The sequence below is a fragment of the Ferrimonas marina genome (assembly GCF_900129905.1).
GTDB classification, from domain to species: domain Bacteria; phylum Pseudomonadota; class Gammaproteobacteria; order Enterobacterales; family Shewanellaceae; genus Ferrimonas; species Ferrimonas marina.
Genome location: NZ_FQXG01000003.1, coordinates 491,739 through 507,198, shown reverse-complemented (window position 1 = coordinate 507,198; position 15,460 = coordinate 491,739). Strand labels below are relative to the sequence as shown.

Annotated in this window: 11 protein-coding genes; 5 read left to right on the top strand and 6 right to left on the bottom strand. The window is 57.1% G+C overall.

The window, feature by feature from the left end; translation table 11 throughout:
• Positions 1-57: 57 nt before the first annotated feature.
• The 4 genes from nrdA to BUC04_RS09755 all read right to left on the bottom strand — a co-directional run bounded on the left by nrdA (position 58) and on the right by BUC04_RS09755 (position 5,477).
• Entirely contained in the window at positions 58-2,364 is a 2,307-nt protein-coding gene (nrdA, locus tag BUC04_RS09775) for a class 1a ribonucleoside-diphosphate reductase subunit alpha (protein ID WP_067655116.1), read from the bottom strand.
• A gap of 44 nt (positions 2,365-2,408) precedes the next feature.
• A complete protein-coding gene (locus tag BUC04_RS09770) occupies positions 2,409-3,023 on the bottom strand; it encodes a hypothetical protein (RefSeq protein WP_067655119.1) in 615 nt (204 codons plus the stop codon).
• Positions 3,024-3,139: 116 nt separating this feature from the next.
• Entirely contained in the window at positions 3,140-3,976 is an 837-nt protein-coding gene (locus BUC04_RS09765) for a hypothetical protein (RefSeq protein WP_143165660.1), read from the bottom strand.
• Between the two features lie 592 nt (positions 3,977-4,568).
• Positions 4,569-5,477 carry a recombination-associated protein RdgC gene (locus BUC04_RS09755; RefSeq protein ID WP_067655126.1) on the bottom strand — a complete coding sequence of 303 codons (909 nt, stop codon included), beginning with the start codon at positions 5,475-5,477 and terminating at the stop codon, positions 4,569-4,571.
• A gap of 254 nt (positions 5,478-5,731) precedes the next feature.
• Between BUC04_RS09755 and BUC04_RS09750 the strand changes: the two genes are divergently transcribed.
• The 3 genes from BUC04_RS09750 (at position 5,732) to BUC04_RS09740 (ending at position 10,900) form a co-directional block, all read left to right on the top strand.
• Complete coding sequence (locus tag BUC04_RS09750; protein WP_067655128.1) at positions 5,732-6,142, top strand: H-NS histone family protein; 411 nt, start codon at positions 5,732-5,734, stop codon at positions 6,140-6,142.
• Positions 6,143-6,373: 231 nt separating this feature from the next.
• A complete protein-coding gene (locus tag BUC04_RS09745) occupies positions 6,374-9,856 on the top strand; it encodes an Ig-like domain-containing protein (RefSeq protein WP_143165659.1) in 3,483 nt (1,160 codons plus the stop codon).
• A 96-nt stretch (positions 9,857-9,952) separates the two neighbouring features.
• Positions 9,953-10,900 carry a metallophosphoesterase family protein gene (locus tag BUC04_RS09740; protein ID WP_067655133.1) on the top strand — a complete coding sequence of 316 codons (948 nt, stop codon included), beginning with the start codon at positions 9,953-9,955 and terminating at the stop codon, positions 10,898-10,900.
• A 47-nt stretch (positions 10,901-10,947) separates the two neighbouring features.
• Here the strand turns inward: BUC04_RS09740 and BUC04_RS23660 are convergent, their stop codons facing one another.
• Positions 10,948-11,175, bottom strand: a complete 228-nt coding sequence (locus tag BUC04_RS23660) for a hypothetical protein (RefSeq protein ID WP_143165658.1) — start codon at positions 11,173-11,175, stop codon at positions 10,948-10,950.
• A 482-nt stretch (positions 11,176-11,657) separates the two neighbouring features.
• Here BUC04_RS23660 and BUC04_RS09730 point away from each other — a divergent pair, with 482 nt between their 5' ends.
• A complete protein-coding gene (locus tag BUC04_RS09730; protein ID WP_067655142.1) occupies positions 11,658-12,053 on the top strand; it encodes a hypothetical protein in 396 nt (131 codons plus the stop codon).
• Positions 12,054-12,402: 349 nt separating this feature from the next.
• Here BUC04_RS09730 and BUC04_RS09725 read toward each other — a convergent pair whose 3' ends face one another.
• Entirely contained in the window at positions 12,403-14,745 is a 2,343-nt protein-coding gene (locus tag BUC04_RS09725) for an RCC1 domain-containing protein (RefSeq protein WP_067655144.1), read from the bottom strand.
• 179 nt (positions 14,746-14,924) lie between these two features.
• On the opposite strand from BUC04_RS09725, the gene BUC04_RS09720 reads away from it, so the two are divergent.
• Positions 14,925-15,455 (top strand): DUF262 domain-containing protein, encoded by a 531-nt coding sequence (locus BUC04_RS09720; RefSeq protein ID WP_082766545.1) that lies wholly within the window; start codon positions 14,925-14,927, stop codon positions 15,453-15,455.
• Positions 15,456-15,460 lie beyond the last annotated feature (5 nt).

Sequence of the window (15,460 nt, the reverse complement as noted above, 5' to 3'; positions counted from 1 at the left end):
TGAATTGGCACCGGCAGTACCGCACTGCCGGTGAAGTGGTTCAGCTCCCGACAGAAGCTAGATCTTGCACCCGCCGCCGTCACAGTCGCCGTCATCCTCGATGACCATGGCCTCAACCGGAGCGGACTCGACGGCACCGCTGTGCTCTTTCTGACCGTCGCGAGTGTTCTGGTAGTAGAGGGTTTTGCCGCCCAGCGAGTAGAAGTACGCGAGATCACGGAGCAGTCGCTTGACCGGGATCCGACCGTCGGGGAACTTGCCCGGGTCGTAGTTGGTGTTGGCAGAGATAGCTTGATCAACGAACTTCTGCATCAACGCACAGAGCACGAGATAGCCATCGTTGTCCGGCATGTCCCACAGCAGCTCATACTGATCACGCAACCGGTTAATCTCGGGCACCACCTGGCGGTAGATCCCATCCTTGCTGGATTTAACCGAAACCAAACCTCGTGGCGGTTCAATGCCATTGGTTGCGTTGGCCACCTGAGATGAGGTCTCCGACGGCATCAGGGCACTGACGGTGGAGTTACGCACACCATGTGCCAGGATGTTGGCCCTCAGCCCTTCCCAGTCGAGCAGCAACGGCTGGTTATGGTGGCGATCCACCTGTTTTTTGTAGGTGTCGATGGGCAGGATCCCCTGCGACATCTTCGTCTCCCCGAACAGCGGACAAGGGCCACGCTCTTTGGCGAGCTCCATGGAGGCCTGCATCAGGTAGAACTGAATTGCTTCGAAGGTGCGGTGGGTCAGATCGTTGGCGGACCCATCGGAATACTTCATGCCGTTCTTGGCCAGGTAGTAGGCGTAGTTGATGACGCCCACGCCCAGCGGTCGCCGGTTCATCGTGCTACGTTCGGCCGCCTCCAACGGGTAGTTCTGGTAGTCGAGCAAGTTGTCGAGCCCCCGCACGGCCAATCGCGCCAGGTGCTCTAATTCATCCAGGCTCTCAAGGGCGCCCAGGTTAAAGGCCAGCAGAGTACAGAGGGCGATCTCTCCTTCCGGATCCCCCGGGTACTGCAGGGGTTTGGTCGGCAGGGCGATCTCAGCACACAGGTTGGATTGTTTGATCGGCGCCAATTCGGCACGGAACGGGCCAAAGTCATTACAGTTGTCGACATTTTGAATGAAGATACGCCCGGTGTTTGCCCGCTCCTGCACCAGCACCATGAAGAGATCTTCAGCCTTGAGCACGATCTTACGCAGATCCTCTTGCTGCTCGTACCGCTCGTATAACACCCGGAACAGCGCCTGATCCGCAAAGAAGGCGTCGTACAGATCCGGCACATCGCCAGGGGAGAACAGGGTGATGTTGCCGCCCTGCTGCAGCCGCTCATACATCAACCGGTTGAGCTGGACCCCGTAATCCAGGTGGCGGATCCGGTTGGCCTCCACCCCCTTGTTGTTCTTCAACACCAGCAGATCCTGGGCCTCGATGTGCCACAGCGGATAGTACAGGGTGGCCGCGCCACCGCGGATCCCGCCCTGGGAACAGGACTTCACCGCGGTCTGGAAATGCTTATAGAACGGGATGCAACCGGTGTGCACCGCCTCACCGCCCCGGATCGGGCTGCCTGCGCCGCGGATCCGACCGCCATTAATGCCGATGCCGGCGCGCTGACTGACGTAATCAACAATGGCCGCGGAGGTGGCATTGATGCTGGCCAGACTGTCACCGGACTCGATCAATACGCAGGAGGAGAACTGCCGGGTCGGGGTGCGCATGCCACCCATGATGGGGGTGGGCAAGGAGATCTTACCTTGCGACAGCGCCTGGTAGAACTGCTCCACCCACTGCAGCCGGGCAACCGGGTCCTTCTCTTCGATGAACAGGGTGGCGCAGATCATCATCATGGCCATCTGAGGGGTTTCAAACACCTGGCCAGTGGAACGGTCCTGCACCAGGTACTTACCCTCGAACTGGGTCACGCCGGCGTAGGCCAGCTCCAGATCACGGTGATGCTCAACAACTGTCTCCAGGTGATCCCACGCTTCCCTACTGTATTGCTCCAGCAGGCTGGCGTCATATCTGCCCAGTCGCACCATCCGTTTCAGGTGATCGTACAGTGTGGGCGGGGTGAACTGAGCGTAGGCGGCTTTTCTCAGCTGGAACACGGCCAGGCGTGCGGCCAATTGCTGGTAACCCGGTGCGTCTTCGGAGATCAGATCGGCCGCGGCCTTGGTCAGGATCCTGTGGATGTCTTCGGTGGGGATCCCATCGTAGAACTGGATTTTGGCAGACAGTTCGACCTGGCTGGCGCTGACATCATCGAGCCCTTCAGCGGCCCACTGAACCACGCGATGGATCTTCTCAATCGCAATGGGTTCAAGCCGGCCATCACGCTTCTTAGTACGGATCTGAGTCATATTTCCTGATGCCCCGCTGGCTTCAAATAATACTTTTGTCGGTTTCAGTGCAGAGTCGGCCCGCGGCCTTCCTGCTCCTGCTGCAATGCTTTGCTCAAAAACGGATACAGATAGCTGTCAGGCATCCGCATCCGTTCGCTGCCATCTTGGGAGATCAGCAACGTCGGCAAGACCTGACCCCGAGTCGCGAGATCATCAAAGCTGCCATCGTACTGCCGGTCAAAGCGGATGGCTCCGCCGTTACCACCACTGACGCTGGTGACATTGACCAGCATCTCGGCATCATCCCCATAACGCTCGATCAGCGCTTTGGCACGGTGGCGGCCCTCGTGGCTGGTCACCGTCGCCTTACCCTGACCGTCGTGACTAAAGTCCAATGTCGGCAGGGACGAGAATGGCGTGCCCTCCTCTACCAGGGCCCGGGTCTGGTCCAGCTTTTGCGGGATCCCACCGGGAAGCGCCATACGCAGAAAGTCCGAGCAGCGCATGCGGCTAACTGTCGTGCGGGAATTTAACCGCGCGGCCTCGTAAATTGCCTCAAAAATTCGCTCTCTTTCAAAGTGCGTCACGGTATTACACCCGGTGGCCTGCAAAACCTCAAGTAAACCGGGCTGGTCGGCCTCATTTAGGTGACCGAAGATCTCTTTTCGTACTGACATTGTGAATCCTCCAACCTCTATTTTACCTCGAGGGAGGAACTCACATTAATAACGCAACTTAACTGTGAAGTTTAACGGTCAACCACGACCACCACTGGGCCCAACCGGTCAAACCGTTAGCTGGATTGAACCGTCACTTGGCGCCTAACAAATGTGGCCAATGGCCTCAGCCTATGCACCGGCATGGTGTTTACCGCACGAAGCTGCGCTGGACTGATCCCGCCCTGGTACTGCGCCAGGCAGTGCAGCAGATCCGATAAGTCCGCAGAATGCCTCAATTCTGGACTAAACTGCGCCAACGCCTCCTCTGCAGTGATCCACTGGATCCGAGCGGTAGTTAGGTAGAGTGCCAATGCCGCGGGCGCCATGACACCCCAGAACAGCCAACTCATCGCGCCAACAACCGAACCCAGGAGCAAACACAGCAATAGCAGCACTCCACAGCCGACGGCGCGCAGGTTGTGGAGCCGGTTCAGAGCATTTGGCGGTAGCAAATCGGACGGATCCACGCCGGCGTCGGCGCTGGCGAAGTGCTGCCAGAGGGCCCCAATGGAAACTGTGGATTGTGCTCGGTCACGTGCCTTATTCTTGAAGCGGCCAGCAGACTGCTCGGGACGATTGGCGCAGAACTCCTCCAGGTGATCCCAAATCCGTTCGGTCATCCCCGGTTGATTCAAGCACACCAGCGACATGCTATCCCGCCACTGGCCGTAGCTAAGCTCAGGTAATTCCTGAACCAACTGCATAGCAAAGCTGCAGTAAAAATTCTGCGTGTAGCGCTGGCCCGCAGAGCCGAAAACCACATTAACTCCGGAGTCCCATATTCTCGCGCTGCTTATCTGTTTACCCAATGCCTTTGCCAGGGCCTCTCCATGGTCTGGGTGCCAAACAAGCTGATCAGTGATCCCGGATTCCTTTAGCCAATGCTGCACATTCAAGAGCGTGCGTTCCATGTCTACCCCAAGTCGTGATAACGGCTTAATGGTACCAGCACAACGGTAGAACTCCACGCACAATAAAAAGGCAAACACCGACTGACGATGCCTGCCCCAGGACAACAATAATTATGTCAAATAGGTTGTTCAATCACCTTGGCGAATACGTCGTGCCAGGTCAGCCGGCAACCGCTGCATGGCCTCAGCCAGGACGGCGACTATGGCCTTGCGCCGCGGCCATTCCCTGGACGCCGTGAGCCTGGCCCTAAGATCCGCGGTGTCTATCTTGCAGCGCTGCTCCAAATGTTCCAGACACAGATTGGCCAGTATGGGAGTGAACAACTCGAACCGTTCAAGTGCGGCACCTGACCCCACGTATAGGACCGGACACCCGGTCTCAAGGCAGTTCTGGTATATCCACTGGCCTTGGTGCATTAACTGGGCATAGAACTCTGCAATGACGTCCTGGGTCAGCTTTTTGGCCACAGAGTCTGGTCTCCTCTGATGATGGTTTGTTACTACTGGGTGGTGCCCCGCTTTTTTCCAAGGGACCTCTCTGCATGATGGAATAACTTTTTGGCTTAACGACAGGTGAACCTGTCGTCATAACCTAGATCTCTGCGTCAATCCCACCGAGTGCCTCGGTAACCTCATTGAGCATCTGGGTCACACTTCCGACGAACAGCACAAAGTCTGCGTCCGTCTTAGCCAGCACGTCATCTTTGTCGATGTCGTCACTCTGTGCTGTCAGTGATTCGTCAAACTTGAGACGACGGAACACCAGTGCGCCATCGAGCACGAACGAGCAATCTTCCCCGTACTGCAGACCAATCTGCTTGACCATATTGCCGGCCATCGCACTCTGAACGGTGTCCGAGTCAAATGGTACATCCTTGAACTTGGCACTAGCCCCTCCTTCGGCGGCCTTGAACAGGACGTCCTCGACCAGCTGCAAGTTACCCTGCTCCACTTCAGTATCCTCTACCCACTCTTTAAACTGCTCTTCGGGCAATACAGAGGTCATCAGTGGCACAACAGGCAGACTGCCAATGGCCTGGCGCAACAAACTGAGAACGGATTCGGCCTGCGCTGACGCCGCTGAATCAATCAACACAAACTTGGCCTCTGGCAGGATCACCATTTGGACTATCTTCGAACGAACAAAAGCCACAGGCAGCATGGTTTTGATCACCTGCTCTTTGAAGTCGTCTCGCTCCGCCTTACGAGCTGGCCGGCCCTCTCGCTTCTCAAGCTCACGAACGCGCTCTTTAACCTGCTTATTGACGATAGCCGCTGGCACTATCTTTTCCTGGTACTCAACAGCCAGCCGGTATGCACCGTCGGCGGCATGAACCAACTGTTCAGAGTCTTCGCCCCAGGGACTGATAAACCCCCACTTGCTTACCTGCTCACGGGTTAACTCACCGGTGCGCATGGCACCGCACTGCTTCTCGAGTGTTTCTTGGTCGATTGCCAACCCTTTTGTCAGCACGAAGCAGCTTAGATTTTTGAACCACATACTACTCTCTTCCTTAACTACGAAATCAGGGAACAGCTCTCAACGCTTGGATAGTAACAACTGGCCGTAACTTGTAAATAGGCTAAGCTCTACCTTACGATTTTAATGCATCCCCACTTCCCATACCGCAACACTGAATAAGCCCAATTTGCTCACTTTGCCTGTTTACACCCCCAATCTTATTGTTTAGTATCGGCTTTGTTATCTGAATTCATGCTGACAAGCGGTCGGCAATTAACAATTAGGAGACGGCCATGACCGAATTTCTGGAAATCTTAACTCACGCTCGCCGCCTGAAAGCCCAAGTGAAAGAGCTTTCTTTGGAAGAACTGGATGAAGTGATCACCAAGCTGCAAGGCATCAAAACCGAGCGCGAAGAAGAGTTCGCTGCGGAACAAGAAGCGAATGCTGAGCGCATGGCCAAGATTCTGGAAATCCAAGAGCAGATGGCCCAGGCCGGAATTTCTTTCGACGACCTTAATGCCGCCGATGTTGGCATCAAGCCGCGCAAGAAACGTGCTCCGCGTCCGCCGAAATACGAGATCATGGTAGGCGGTGAGCGCATCACCTGGACCGGCCAAGGCCGTACCCCCAAAGCCATCAAGGAACGCCTGGACGCCGGCGAGAACCTGGATTCATTCCTGATCCAAGGCGACAACGCCTAAAGATTGCCTTATCAAAAACCCTGGGCCAATGCCCGGGGTTTTTTTATTTACTCCGCCACACCCCCAGTAAAACGCTCACGGTCACACCTCCGCCAGGCAATTGACCATGTTGAATCGCGGTCGACGTTCTATTCGGCATTTTCGTTCGGTTTCTACGGTTGTTTTCTGACCCCTAATACCCCGCCGCGATATATTGGTAGCCAGAAGTAAACTATTGTTGCTGGTGAACATATGACTCGACATTGGCTACTGGCAGGGCTGCTTTCCTGCTTATTGCTCGGTTGCGGCGGTTCCGCGCCGTCAGAACCCATCGTAATTCCGCCACCGCCGACGGAGATCGCCATTACCATCGAAGCCGACACTGAAACCCAGTGGGCCGGCTTGCCGATAGCTTTGTCAGCAAGCGCCACTTCCGATGGTCAGCCGGTCGACATCATTGGCCAGGGCAGTTGGCGGCTGCAAAACGACAGCACCGCTTCCCTCAGCGCAAACGGCAATGAAGCCACCCTTGCATCTGAACAAGCCGGTCACGTCACGGTCTACTACCAGTACCTGGATGCAGAGGCTTCCACCACCGTGGCGTTTGAAGTACCGGTGGCCCAATTTCTCGCTATTGGCCAGCAAGGTGCTGCAGTAGAGCAGATAATTATTGCTGATAACAGCAGCACCACCGTCGAGGCCCTGCTTAGCTGGAGCAACCAGGAGCAGACCGCATTAACGGACGCCGGCCAATGGCTTTCAAGCGACCCTGCCATCTTCACTGTCCACCCAACCCCCGGGAGCGTGACCCTTCAACCCGTGTCGCCTGGTACCGCCAACCTCACCGTCAACGCCGCAGAACTGACAGCCAGTGTTGCTGTCGAGATCACCGCTACACTGCAAGCCGTAGCAATCCAGTTCGTAAGTGCACCAGACCAGCTGGTAGAGGATACCTTTGCGCCTATCGTGGCGCAGATTGAGTACAACGATGGCACTTACCAAGACATGAATGCCACTGCCCTGACCAGCAGCGACCCGGCGGTTGCCGATGTCACTCCTGGTGGTCTGGTACTTGGCATGAAAGCCGGCACGGCCGACATCACAGCAACGACCAGCAACGGCATAGAGGCGGTACACACTGTAATAGTGAACCCAATGGCCGTGGTGTCCCTGGGCGTTACCGCCCCCACTGAAAACCTCTTTACCGGCACATCAACCCGGGTCGAAGCGTTTGGCTCTGCCGACAACAACACACTCCAGCCTGTCGCCATCAGCAACTGGCAGTCAACCGATCCCGCTGTAGCCAGCGTCGACGCCGACGGAGTGGTTACCGCGATTGCCCCCGGGGTGGCCAAAATCACCGCGGAATCCCAAGGCCTGCTGGCGGATATCGACATGACCGTCAGCGATGATACCCTGCTGGCGCTCGACCTTTCTGTCAGCCCAACCCCCTCAGGCTCAAGCCTGACCGCGTTGCCTGCCGGCCTTAAAGCCTACCCCAAAGCCGTTGCCACATTCTCCTCCGGCAAGGTCCAAGACATCAGCCGCAGTGTTTCCCTCTACAGCTCCGACCCTGGTGTCATTGACGCGGATACCGGCGCCTACATCACCCAGGCCCCAGGAACAGCTGACGTCTGGGTTGAATTCGGCGCAGTCAGCTCGAACCTGATCAACTGGACCACCACAGGCACTACCATCAGCGCAATGGTGATCAGCCCAGCTTCTATTGAAAGTCACGCTCGCGCTTATACCGACGTTAGCGCTCAGTTCCGACTTTCTGACGGCACCGTGATCGACGCCGACCCATCAGCATTTGAATGGTCTGTCGACGCACCGGAGATCATCTCTGAGGTGCAACCAGCTCGCTTCTTTGCCCATAAGCCAGGCAACGCCCATCTCACCGCTACACACCTGGACGACCCGACCATTGCCAGCTCTGCCAGCGCCCATGTGCGCCTGGCCGCCCCAATCAGCATCGAAATCGCTACAGAGGCGGGTACCCTAATGAGCCCCGGAGACACACCAGAACTGCGTCTCCACGTCGTGTTTGAGGATGGCAGTGAGTCCTGGCAACAACTGGCCTCGCAATGGGTGGTCAGCGACCCCAGTATCGCCAAGATCAGTCTGAGTGATGGCCAGGTTCGTTTGCATGCGATTGCTACAGGACAAGCCGAGATCACTGCTTACTACCGCGGCCTCGAACATAGCTTGATGGTGAATGTCCTCAATGCTGAGGTCAGCTCCGGCTGGATCGAGGTTCAGTCGAGCAACCCAGGTCACCTATGGGTTGGCGATCCCACCATCATTAAACTCCATACCCTGCTTAGCGATGGTTCGGAATACATCCCAACCGGTAACATAACCTGGTCCAGCTCCGACGTCAGCATCGCCAGCATCGACACCACCACGGTGCCCTATATCCGCGGCCACCAAGAAGGGACGATTACCCTCACCGCTGAGTTTGGCGATCACACCTTTACCACCACACTGACGGTGGAGGCACCGCCTCAGATGGCCCAAATGACCATCTTCGGCAAGCCCGATGGACACCCGGTGTCCCTGTCAGTGGGTGAGAAGAAGCTGGTTGAAATCCTGGTGAGCTTTGAGGACGGGACCTACCGCTTCAACCCCGAAGGAGTCGCTATTGCTGTCGATGGCCAGAAGGTTCAGGTTGAACCCGGCCCCCGCGGTAGCTTCTGGTTGACAGGCCTGCAGCAATCCGCCCTGGATCCAAACGGGATCCAATACACCTACCACGATGAACAGGGCAACTTATTGGCAAGCAACCACAATGCACTGGTCATTGAGCCGGAATACCGCCGCTCAGGATTGGCCTTTGTCACAGCATCCCCTGACGAGTTGCTTGAGTACACCGCTGGCGACGCCACGTTCCGTTTTAACCTCTACAGGAACCACGGTTACGCGTCCGGCTTTACCGTTGAGAACTGGACTGAAGAGGAAACCAACCACACCAAGTTCATTCGCTACCCAGACACGTTCATCCGCAACTTTGCTCTGACCGACCCGGCCGAGGTGCCCGATATTGGAACCGACGATCTGATCAGTGTCGATGCCTACGCCAACGCCGGTGCTGGCGGCACCGGCAAAGGGGGGATTATCGTCGCCAGCTCAGGTGCCGACCCTGACGATCAGAGATTTATGATGGCGCTCCCACACATGCTGTCGTATTCGCCGGATTTCGACGACATCACGATGATGTGGTCCTACGCCATTAACGGTGACGGCTCGAAGGACTTCACCTGGTTCCAGCGCCAGATGGACGACATTATCGTGTTGCGGTGTGCAGCTGAGGCCAGCATCTTTACCCCGGATTGCACCACCTATCCGTTCCCGCACCATGACTTCGTCAGTGTCAGCCTGGCCCTACCCTATGGCGAAGCCGGCCACGTAGACCTTGGCATGTACGCGCTGGTTAACCTGACCGATCAGGGCTTCATCTTCCAGGACCTGGGCGCTGATGACTCCAGCGGGCTGGCCGCCTCACTGACCTTCCCAACTGGCGGTCTGGACAATGTGCCTCAGCACTACACCCTCATCTCTGAAGGCCGGCAAGTGCTTGGCGGTAACAACGCGCTGTTCCGCCTTCGTATCGATGTGGACGACAGTGTTGAAGGGGAGATCACCCCAACGTTCCGCTTCGTCGACGCCAACGATCCAAGCCGAGGGTTTACCGTGATTGGCAGCGTGACCGTAACCCGCTACACGCCAGAGTAGCCAGCCACCAATTAAGGGTGCCCACTGGCACCCTTAATTTTTGCTTTTTAACCAGTTCCGGTACATTAGGCACAAGCTGTCCAGCAACACGTTGATATGATGCCTGAACCTAACCCTCGCTTCTTCTTTGCCAACGATCTCCACGTTGACATCCACACCGCCAAGACCGGCAAGCCCACCACCCTAACCTCACTGGGCGTTGATCTTAGCCTCTTCGATGGCTTTGTACTCCCGGGTGACATCATCACCAACGGCTATCCGCAAGATGCGCTACCGCTGCTGCAAGAGATCAATGACACCGGTAAACCGACGCTGATGATCCTCGGTAACCATGAGTATTTCGAGCAAGTTCTGGCGGAAGCCGCAGTAAATTGGCAGGCATTCCTCCACCGCCATCAACTCCATAACGTGCACTTACTGGATTTACGCACCCAGGTCGGCAAGACCATTGCCGGTATCCACTTCGTCGGCACTACCTGCTGGTACTCCGCTGGCAAAAACCCCATTGACGGTAAGCGCATCGACCGACACTCCGTCGATCACAAGTGGATCATTGCCAACCCTGAAACTGGCCGACATTTTAACTACAAAGACTCGTACGCCGAGCATCTCATGTGCCTAGACGCTATGTCGCAGGCCATCTCCGAGCTGCGCGCCAGGCACCCGGAATACCCAGTGGTTGCCCTCATCCACCACGCGCCTTCCGTCAAGGGGTTGCCGCTGCAACCTGCCAACTACAGCCGCAATGAGATGATCCGTGCCAAAGGGTTCTATTCCGATCTCAACCAGTGGATGGCCGTAAACCAACCCGAATTGGTGCTTCATGGCCACACCCACATCGTCAAACAATACCGGATGGGTGACACCCTGGTCGCCAGCAACGCCCTTGGCTACCCACCTGAGGCCGACGACGATGCTTTCGAGCAAAGGACGACCGCGGAGTACAGCTGGGATCCGGCAGCATCGTTCCACTTTGAGGGCAAGCAGCCGGTGATTGAACTGTGCAAGCAGCCATACCATGACGAACCTGAGGCGATCGGGTGAGGGCCTCTATGTCCGGCCCTGGCCGGCCAATCGTCCTGACGGCAGCGCTATTGGGTATGACTGGCCACAGTACGGATCGCCTGGTGCACCGGGCCACCGCTGGGGTACTGGACCACTGCCTGAGCGAGTTGGGTGGCCAATGCCTGCATCACACCGCTGATCGGCTCCAACTGCTGATGCCAACGGCGACCACCACGCTGGATGTGGCCTTTCTGCTCAAGCTGAACTTGCTTTCGTTGCGCAGGCAGCCCCAGGAGCCCAGGGTAGATGCCCATATCGGCATCGGGCTCGCACGCCTGGACCCCACGGCGCTGAATCTCAACGCCCTGAGGCCAGCCTTGCAACTAGACCGAGATGCGCTAGGCCTCCCAAGCTCAACCCCCCTACTCTGCCGATTACTGAACCTCGAACTTAGCCGCTTACAACCCAAGCAAGCACAGGCCCTGTTAGCCCAGCGCTACAGCGGTAAGACTACCCAACAACAACAGGCACAATGGGTTCGTGACCGTTACTTGCTGCCGTGCAGCCGGACCTCTTTGTGCAAGCGCCTAGAAAGGGGGAATGCCACACTCATCGGCGACACCATGGACTGGCTAAAACAGGAAGCCGGCAATGCCCATGCTTAACATCCGTTTTTAATACCAAATCCGAGGCATGACTCACACCTTCGGGATTTGCATCCAGCGACGGATGGCTACAGGCGAAGAACTGTCGTAAAGTGAACGGGTTATCTGCAGTAATTAAGGATATTTATTCGATGACCCAGGGAAAGGAAACCAGCCTGCCAGTGCGCCTGCGCCGGGCAATTCAGAACAGCATCGAAAGCGGCCGCATTCGCTCGAAACCCCAGCTAAGCTACTTCCTGTCCAGGCTCAAAGCCGAAGAGCTCGAACGGCTGAAGTCCAAGATCCGGGACCAAATGGGCAACCGCGTGGGGGCGTTTGGCATCGTAAGGGCCGAAGAAGTAAACCAGCAAATGCGCGACTTCGTTATTGAGCATGACGATTTGTTCAAGGCTAAGTCTTGGTACTACTTACTGCCACAGACCGATCCTTCGGTCGTCATCGGCGGGTCCAACGCCTGCGCCGTCACCATGTCACTGGAAGGCTGGCTCTCTGACCACCGCAAACAGGTAGCGCTGGCCCGCAGGTAAATCCACCCATTGGCCAGCACCTGGCCGGATGCTGACAGGCCTGGTTCACGAAGGTTTAAATGCCCATGCCATTGCACACCCCGAACCACATTGTAGCGCTACGCCTGGTTCAGCTGGCTCGTACAGAGCAGTTGATGCATCGATTCTTTTCCTGGCATGGACTCGGCATTGCGGCGTCATTTACCGGCCTACTGGTGGCTGGCGGCCATGTTGTCGCAGCCGCTGTGCTTGCGACCACCTATTGCACAGGGCTGGGCTTTCTGTGTCTGCGCCACTGGCGCCTCACCACTATCTGAAAAAAAAAGCGCCTAGCAACGAATAGCCACTGGGCGCCTTTTCTCCAAAGCCCTTACGGGGATTCGGACTCCGCCGCTGCCTGCTCTTCAGCCCACAGCTGAGGGCGGATAATGTGAGCCACGGAGTCGGAGTTACCACCATTACCGCCACGGCCCCAAGAGACCATCTGGCCGTCGGCCCGCAAGGCTACTACGGCCTGCTGGGTACCATACACCTTCACAACCTGCTCGAGCATGTGCTCGACATTGTCCTGGTTGGCACCGTAGACCCGGTCGCCCCAGGAGGTCGTGGTTCCGTCGGAGTGGATCGCGACACAGGCAAACAGTGACGACCCCACGTCCACCACATCCGGGATGGACTCCACGCCGTCTGGCAGGTCGCCGCAGCGGTTCACCCCGCCCCAGGGGATCAGGGTGCCATCATCACGGATTGCGGTGATCGCGTACGGGACGCCAACCAACTTCTTCACGTCAAACAACTGGTGGTCCACCAGGCTGGTGTCACCGCCGTAGGAGCCACTGCCCCAGGTGAATACCGCGCCGTCCCTACGCAGTGCAGCGAAGGCCCAACGGGAGGCCGCGGTCTGAACGATGTCATACAGCTCATGATCAAACTCGCTGATGTCACCACCCACATCCGGGCGGCCCCAGGCAATCAAGGAGTGATCACGCAGGGTACCCACAAAGGCATCTTGGTTATGATTGATACGGATCAACTCCGGCATCTGGTGCTCAATCGAAGTGAGATCCGGGTACGCGCCCCAAGCCACGAACCGGCCATCACGGGTTCGGGCAGTGAAGGTGGTGCTGTTACCGAAGATCTGGATAACATCCACGAGCTGGTCCTGCACCACAGAGCTGTCGCCGCCCTTGTCCGGATCACCCCAGGTCACGACGGTTCCGTCGCTGCGCAGCGCCGCAAAGGCGTTGTCCCCGGCAAACACATCAACCACGTCAACCAGTTGTTCCTGGACCGCAGTGCTGTCACCGCCCTTCTCAACGTTACCAAAGGCAAAGGCCCGACCATCGGCGCGGATGGCGGCCACAGCATCGGTACCGACCACGATCTTGGTGATGTCGTAGAGCTCATCCGCCACAGCAGAGGCGTCGACCCCCTTACTGGCATCGCCCCAGACGACCACCTGGCCATCATTTCGCAGAGCCACCATCCCTTCGGTCAGGGCAAACAAGTCCTTCACACCGTCCGCAAGCAGATCGGCATGGGCAGAACTGTCTCCGCCACGGCCGCTACTGCCCCAGGTGACGACGAAACCGTCGCGATGCAGAGCACCAAAGGCACGGCCGGCCGCTACGATCTTGTCCCAATGACGCTCAAACTTCTGGCCATGAATGCTCTCATCACGGATCCACCAGAACTCATCGGCATCGATATCATCGTCAGCCTTCGGCACCTGGTAGTTCTGGTTCTCACCTTCTGCAATTACCTTGTCGATGGTAAACACGGTTTGATCAGTCAGGATCTCGGCATCGTACTCGTTGTCCTTCGGCACGAAGGTATGCCAATAGTCCTCACCGACCCGGTCAACCTCTTCTCCAAGTACCTTCACATTGTCGATTTCACCATTGTCCTCAATGGTTACCCAGGTGAAGTCAGTGTTGGAGAGATCCACTGGCAACTGCACTGCAAATCCATCCAGCAGAGCCTCGCCCTCCACCACATAGGTACCGGACATCTTGGCCAGGTTGAGCGGCTGCTTGTACTTGGACTCGACCCGTACCACGTCACCGGTAGTCAACTCAACGACCACTTTGCCATGAATGGAGAACGGGTCGACCTGTGCCTGCTCACCGTTGATGAACAACACGTACTCATCAGTAGAGAGGTATTCACTCATCCCCGGTCCCGAGGAAGGACCCACCAGAGACTGGCCAACCAGCATGCTAGCAGGGTGGTTAAAGCTCAATTCGACATCCCGGGTCGCCGGCGGGATCAGCATCTCCCACACCGGCCAACGGCCACTATCGGTACAGTTCCTGGACCAGGTCGAGCCGTCAGAACGGACTTCCTGTTCTTCGTCTCCCGGAAAGCACTCCCAGGGCTCGATGGTCATCTCCCATCCGCCCCAAGCGCCCTCCGCACTACAGGAACGCTCCCATACTGAGCCGTCGTCTCGACTGTCAGACTCCATGGCATTCGGGGTGCACTCCCATGGCGGCTGCACCATCAACCAAGCACCCCAGTTACCGTCATCGGTACAGGCTTGCTCCCAGACCGAGCCGTCGGCCCGGTTCTCACTTTGGGTCTCCGGTACCGAGCAAATGGGCGCCGGCTCCGGCACCTCGGGAAGTTGGGGAGTCTCAGCAATGGTGGGATCACCGCTACACGCCGCCAACAGCGGCAATACGGCCCAACCAACATAATGCTTCCTAAACATAAGACATCCTTAGCGGCCCCAATTGCCGCACTACTCGATGTCTTCATTTTACCGGAGGGCCGATCTACATTGCGCAAATCGGCCCTGAAGCCAAGCTGGCCATGACTCTGGTCGAAGTCATTGCGCAGACCAGCAATATACTTTAATATACCGCCAACACTTCAACTCAAGGCCGGATCATGGAATACCGTCTCCCTCAACCCATTGACGCGGGCAAAACTCACGAAACGTCGTTGCAGTTTCTGCATGAGAACCTGATCAATCACCTCAAGCAAGACGGTGATAAAGGGCGCTACGACGAATGCCCGGGCAAGCGCTACGCTTGCGGATTCCCGCTGCCTGAGTTCCAACGCCAGGCTGTATGGGCTCCAGATCAGCAACAACGGTTTTTGCACAGCGTCTGTGTGGGCATCGACATCGGGACGTTTAACATCCATGCCTCCGAGTGGGACGATAATGGACCGGTGCGTTTCTCCGGTTGGCTCATTGATGGCCAGCAGCGCCTGACTGGCCTGGAAATGTTCTGGACCAATCAAATGCCCTTGCATGGCCTTTACTGGGATGATCTCAACCGCACCGAGCGTCACCGTTTCTTGCGCACCAAGTTTGCCCATCGCGAGTCGGCCCTCTGGGATGAGGGCAAGATCCGCGAACTCTACAACCTGTTGGCATTTGGTGGTACACCCCACCAAGCGAACGAGCGGGCCTAAAAACT

Excerpts from the sequence above, each read along its gene's own strand:
- BUC04_RS09740 (WP_067655133.1), top strand. The coding sequence starts at position 9,953 with ATGATGCCTGAACCTAACCCTCGCTTCTTCTTTGCCAACGATCTCCAC.
- BUC04_RS09755 (WP_067655126.1), bottom strand. The coding sequence starts at position 5,477 with ATGTGGTTCAAAAATCTAAGCTGCTTCGTGCTGACAAAAGGGTTGGCA.
- BUC04_RS09745 (WP_143165659.1), top strand. The coding sequence starts at position 6,374 with ATGACTCGACATTGGCTACTGGCAGGGCTGCTTTCCTGCTTATTGCTC.
- nrdA (WP_067655116.1), bottom strand. The coding sequence starts at position 2,364 with ATGACTCAGATCCGTACTAAGAAGCGTGATGGCCGGCTTGAACCCATT.
- BUC04_RS09750 (WP_067655128.1), top strand. The coding sequence starts at position 5,732 with ATGACCGAATTTCTGGAAATCTTAACTCACGCTCGCCGCCTGAAAGCC.
- BUC04_RS09770 (WP_067655119.1), bottom strand. The coding sequence starts at position 3,023 with ATGTCAGTACGAAAAGAGATCTTCGGTCACCTAAATGAGGCCGACCAG.
- BUC04_RS09720 (WP_082766545.1), top strand. The coding sequence starts at position 14,925 with ATGGAATACCGTCTCCCTCAACCCATTGACGCGGGCAAAACTCACGAA.
- BUC04_RS09725 (WP_067655144.1), bottom strand. The coding sequence starts at position 14,745 with ATGTTTAGGAAGCATTATGTTGGTTGGGCCGTATTGCCGCTGTTGGCG.
- BUC04_RS09765 (WP_143165660.1), bottom strand. The coding sequence starts at position 3,976 with ATGGAACGCACGCTCTTGAATGTGCAGCATTGGCTAAAGGAATCCGGG.
- BUC04_RS23660 (WP_143165658.1), bottom strand. The coding sequence starts at position 11,175 with ATGGGCATCTACCCTGGGCTCCTGGGGCTGCCTGCGCAACGAAAGCAA.
- BUC04_RS09730 (WP_067655142.1), top strand. The coding sequence starts at position 11,658 with ATGACCCAGGGAAAGGAAACCAGCCTGCCAGTGCGCCTGCGCCGGGCA.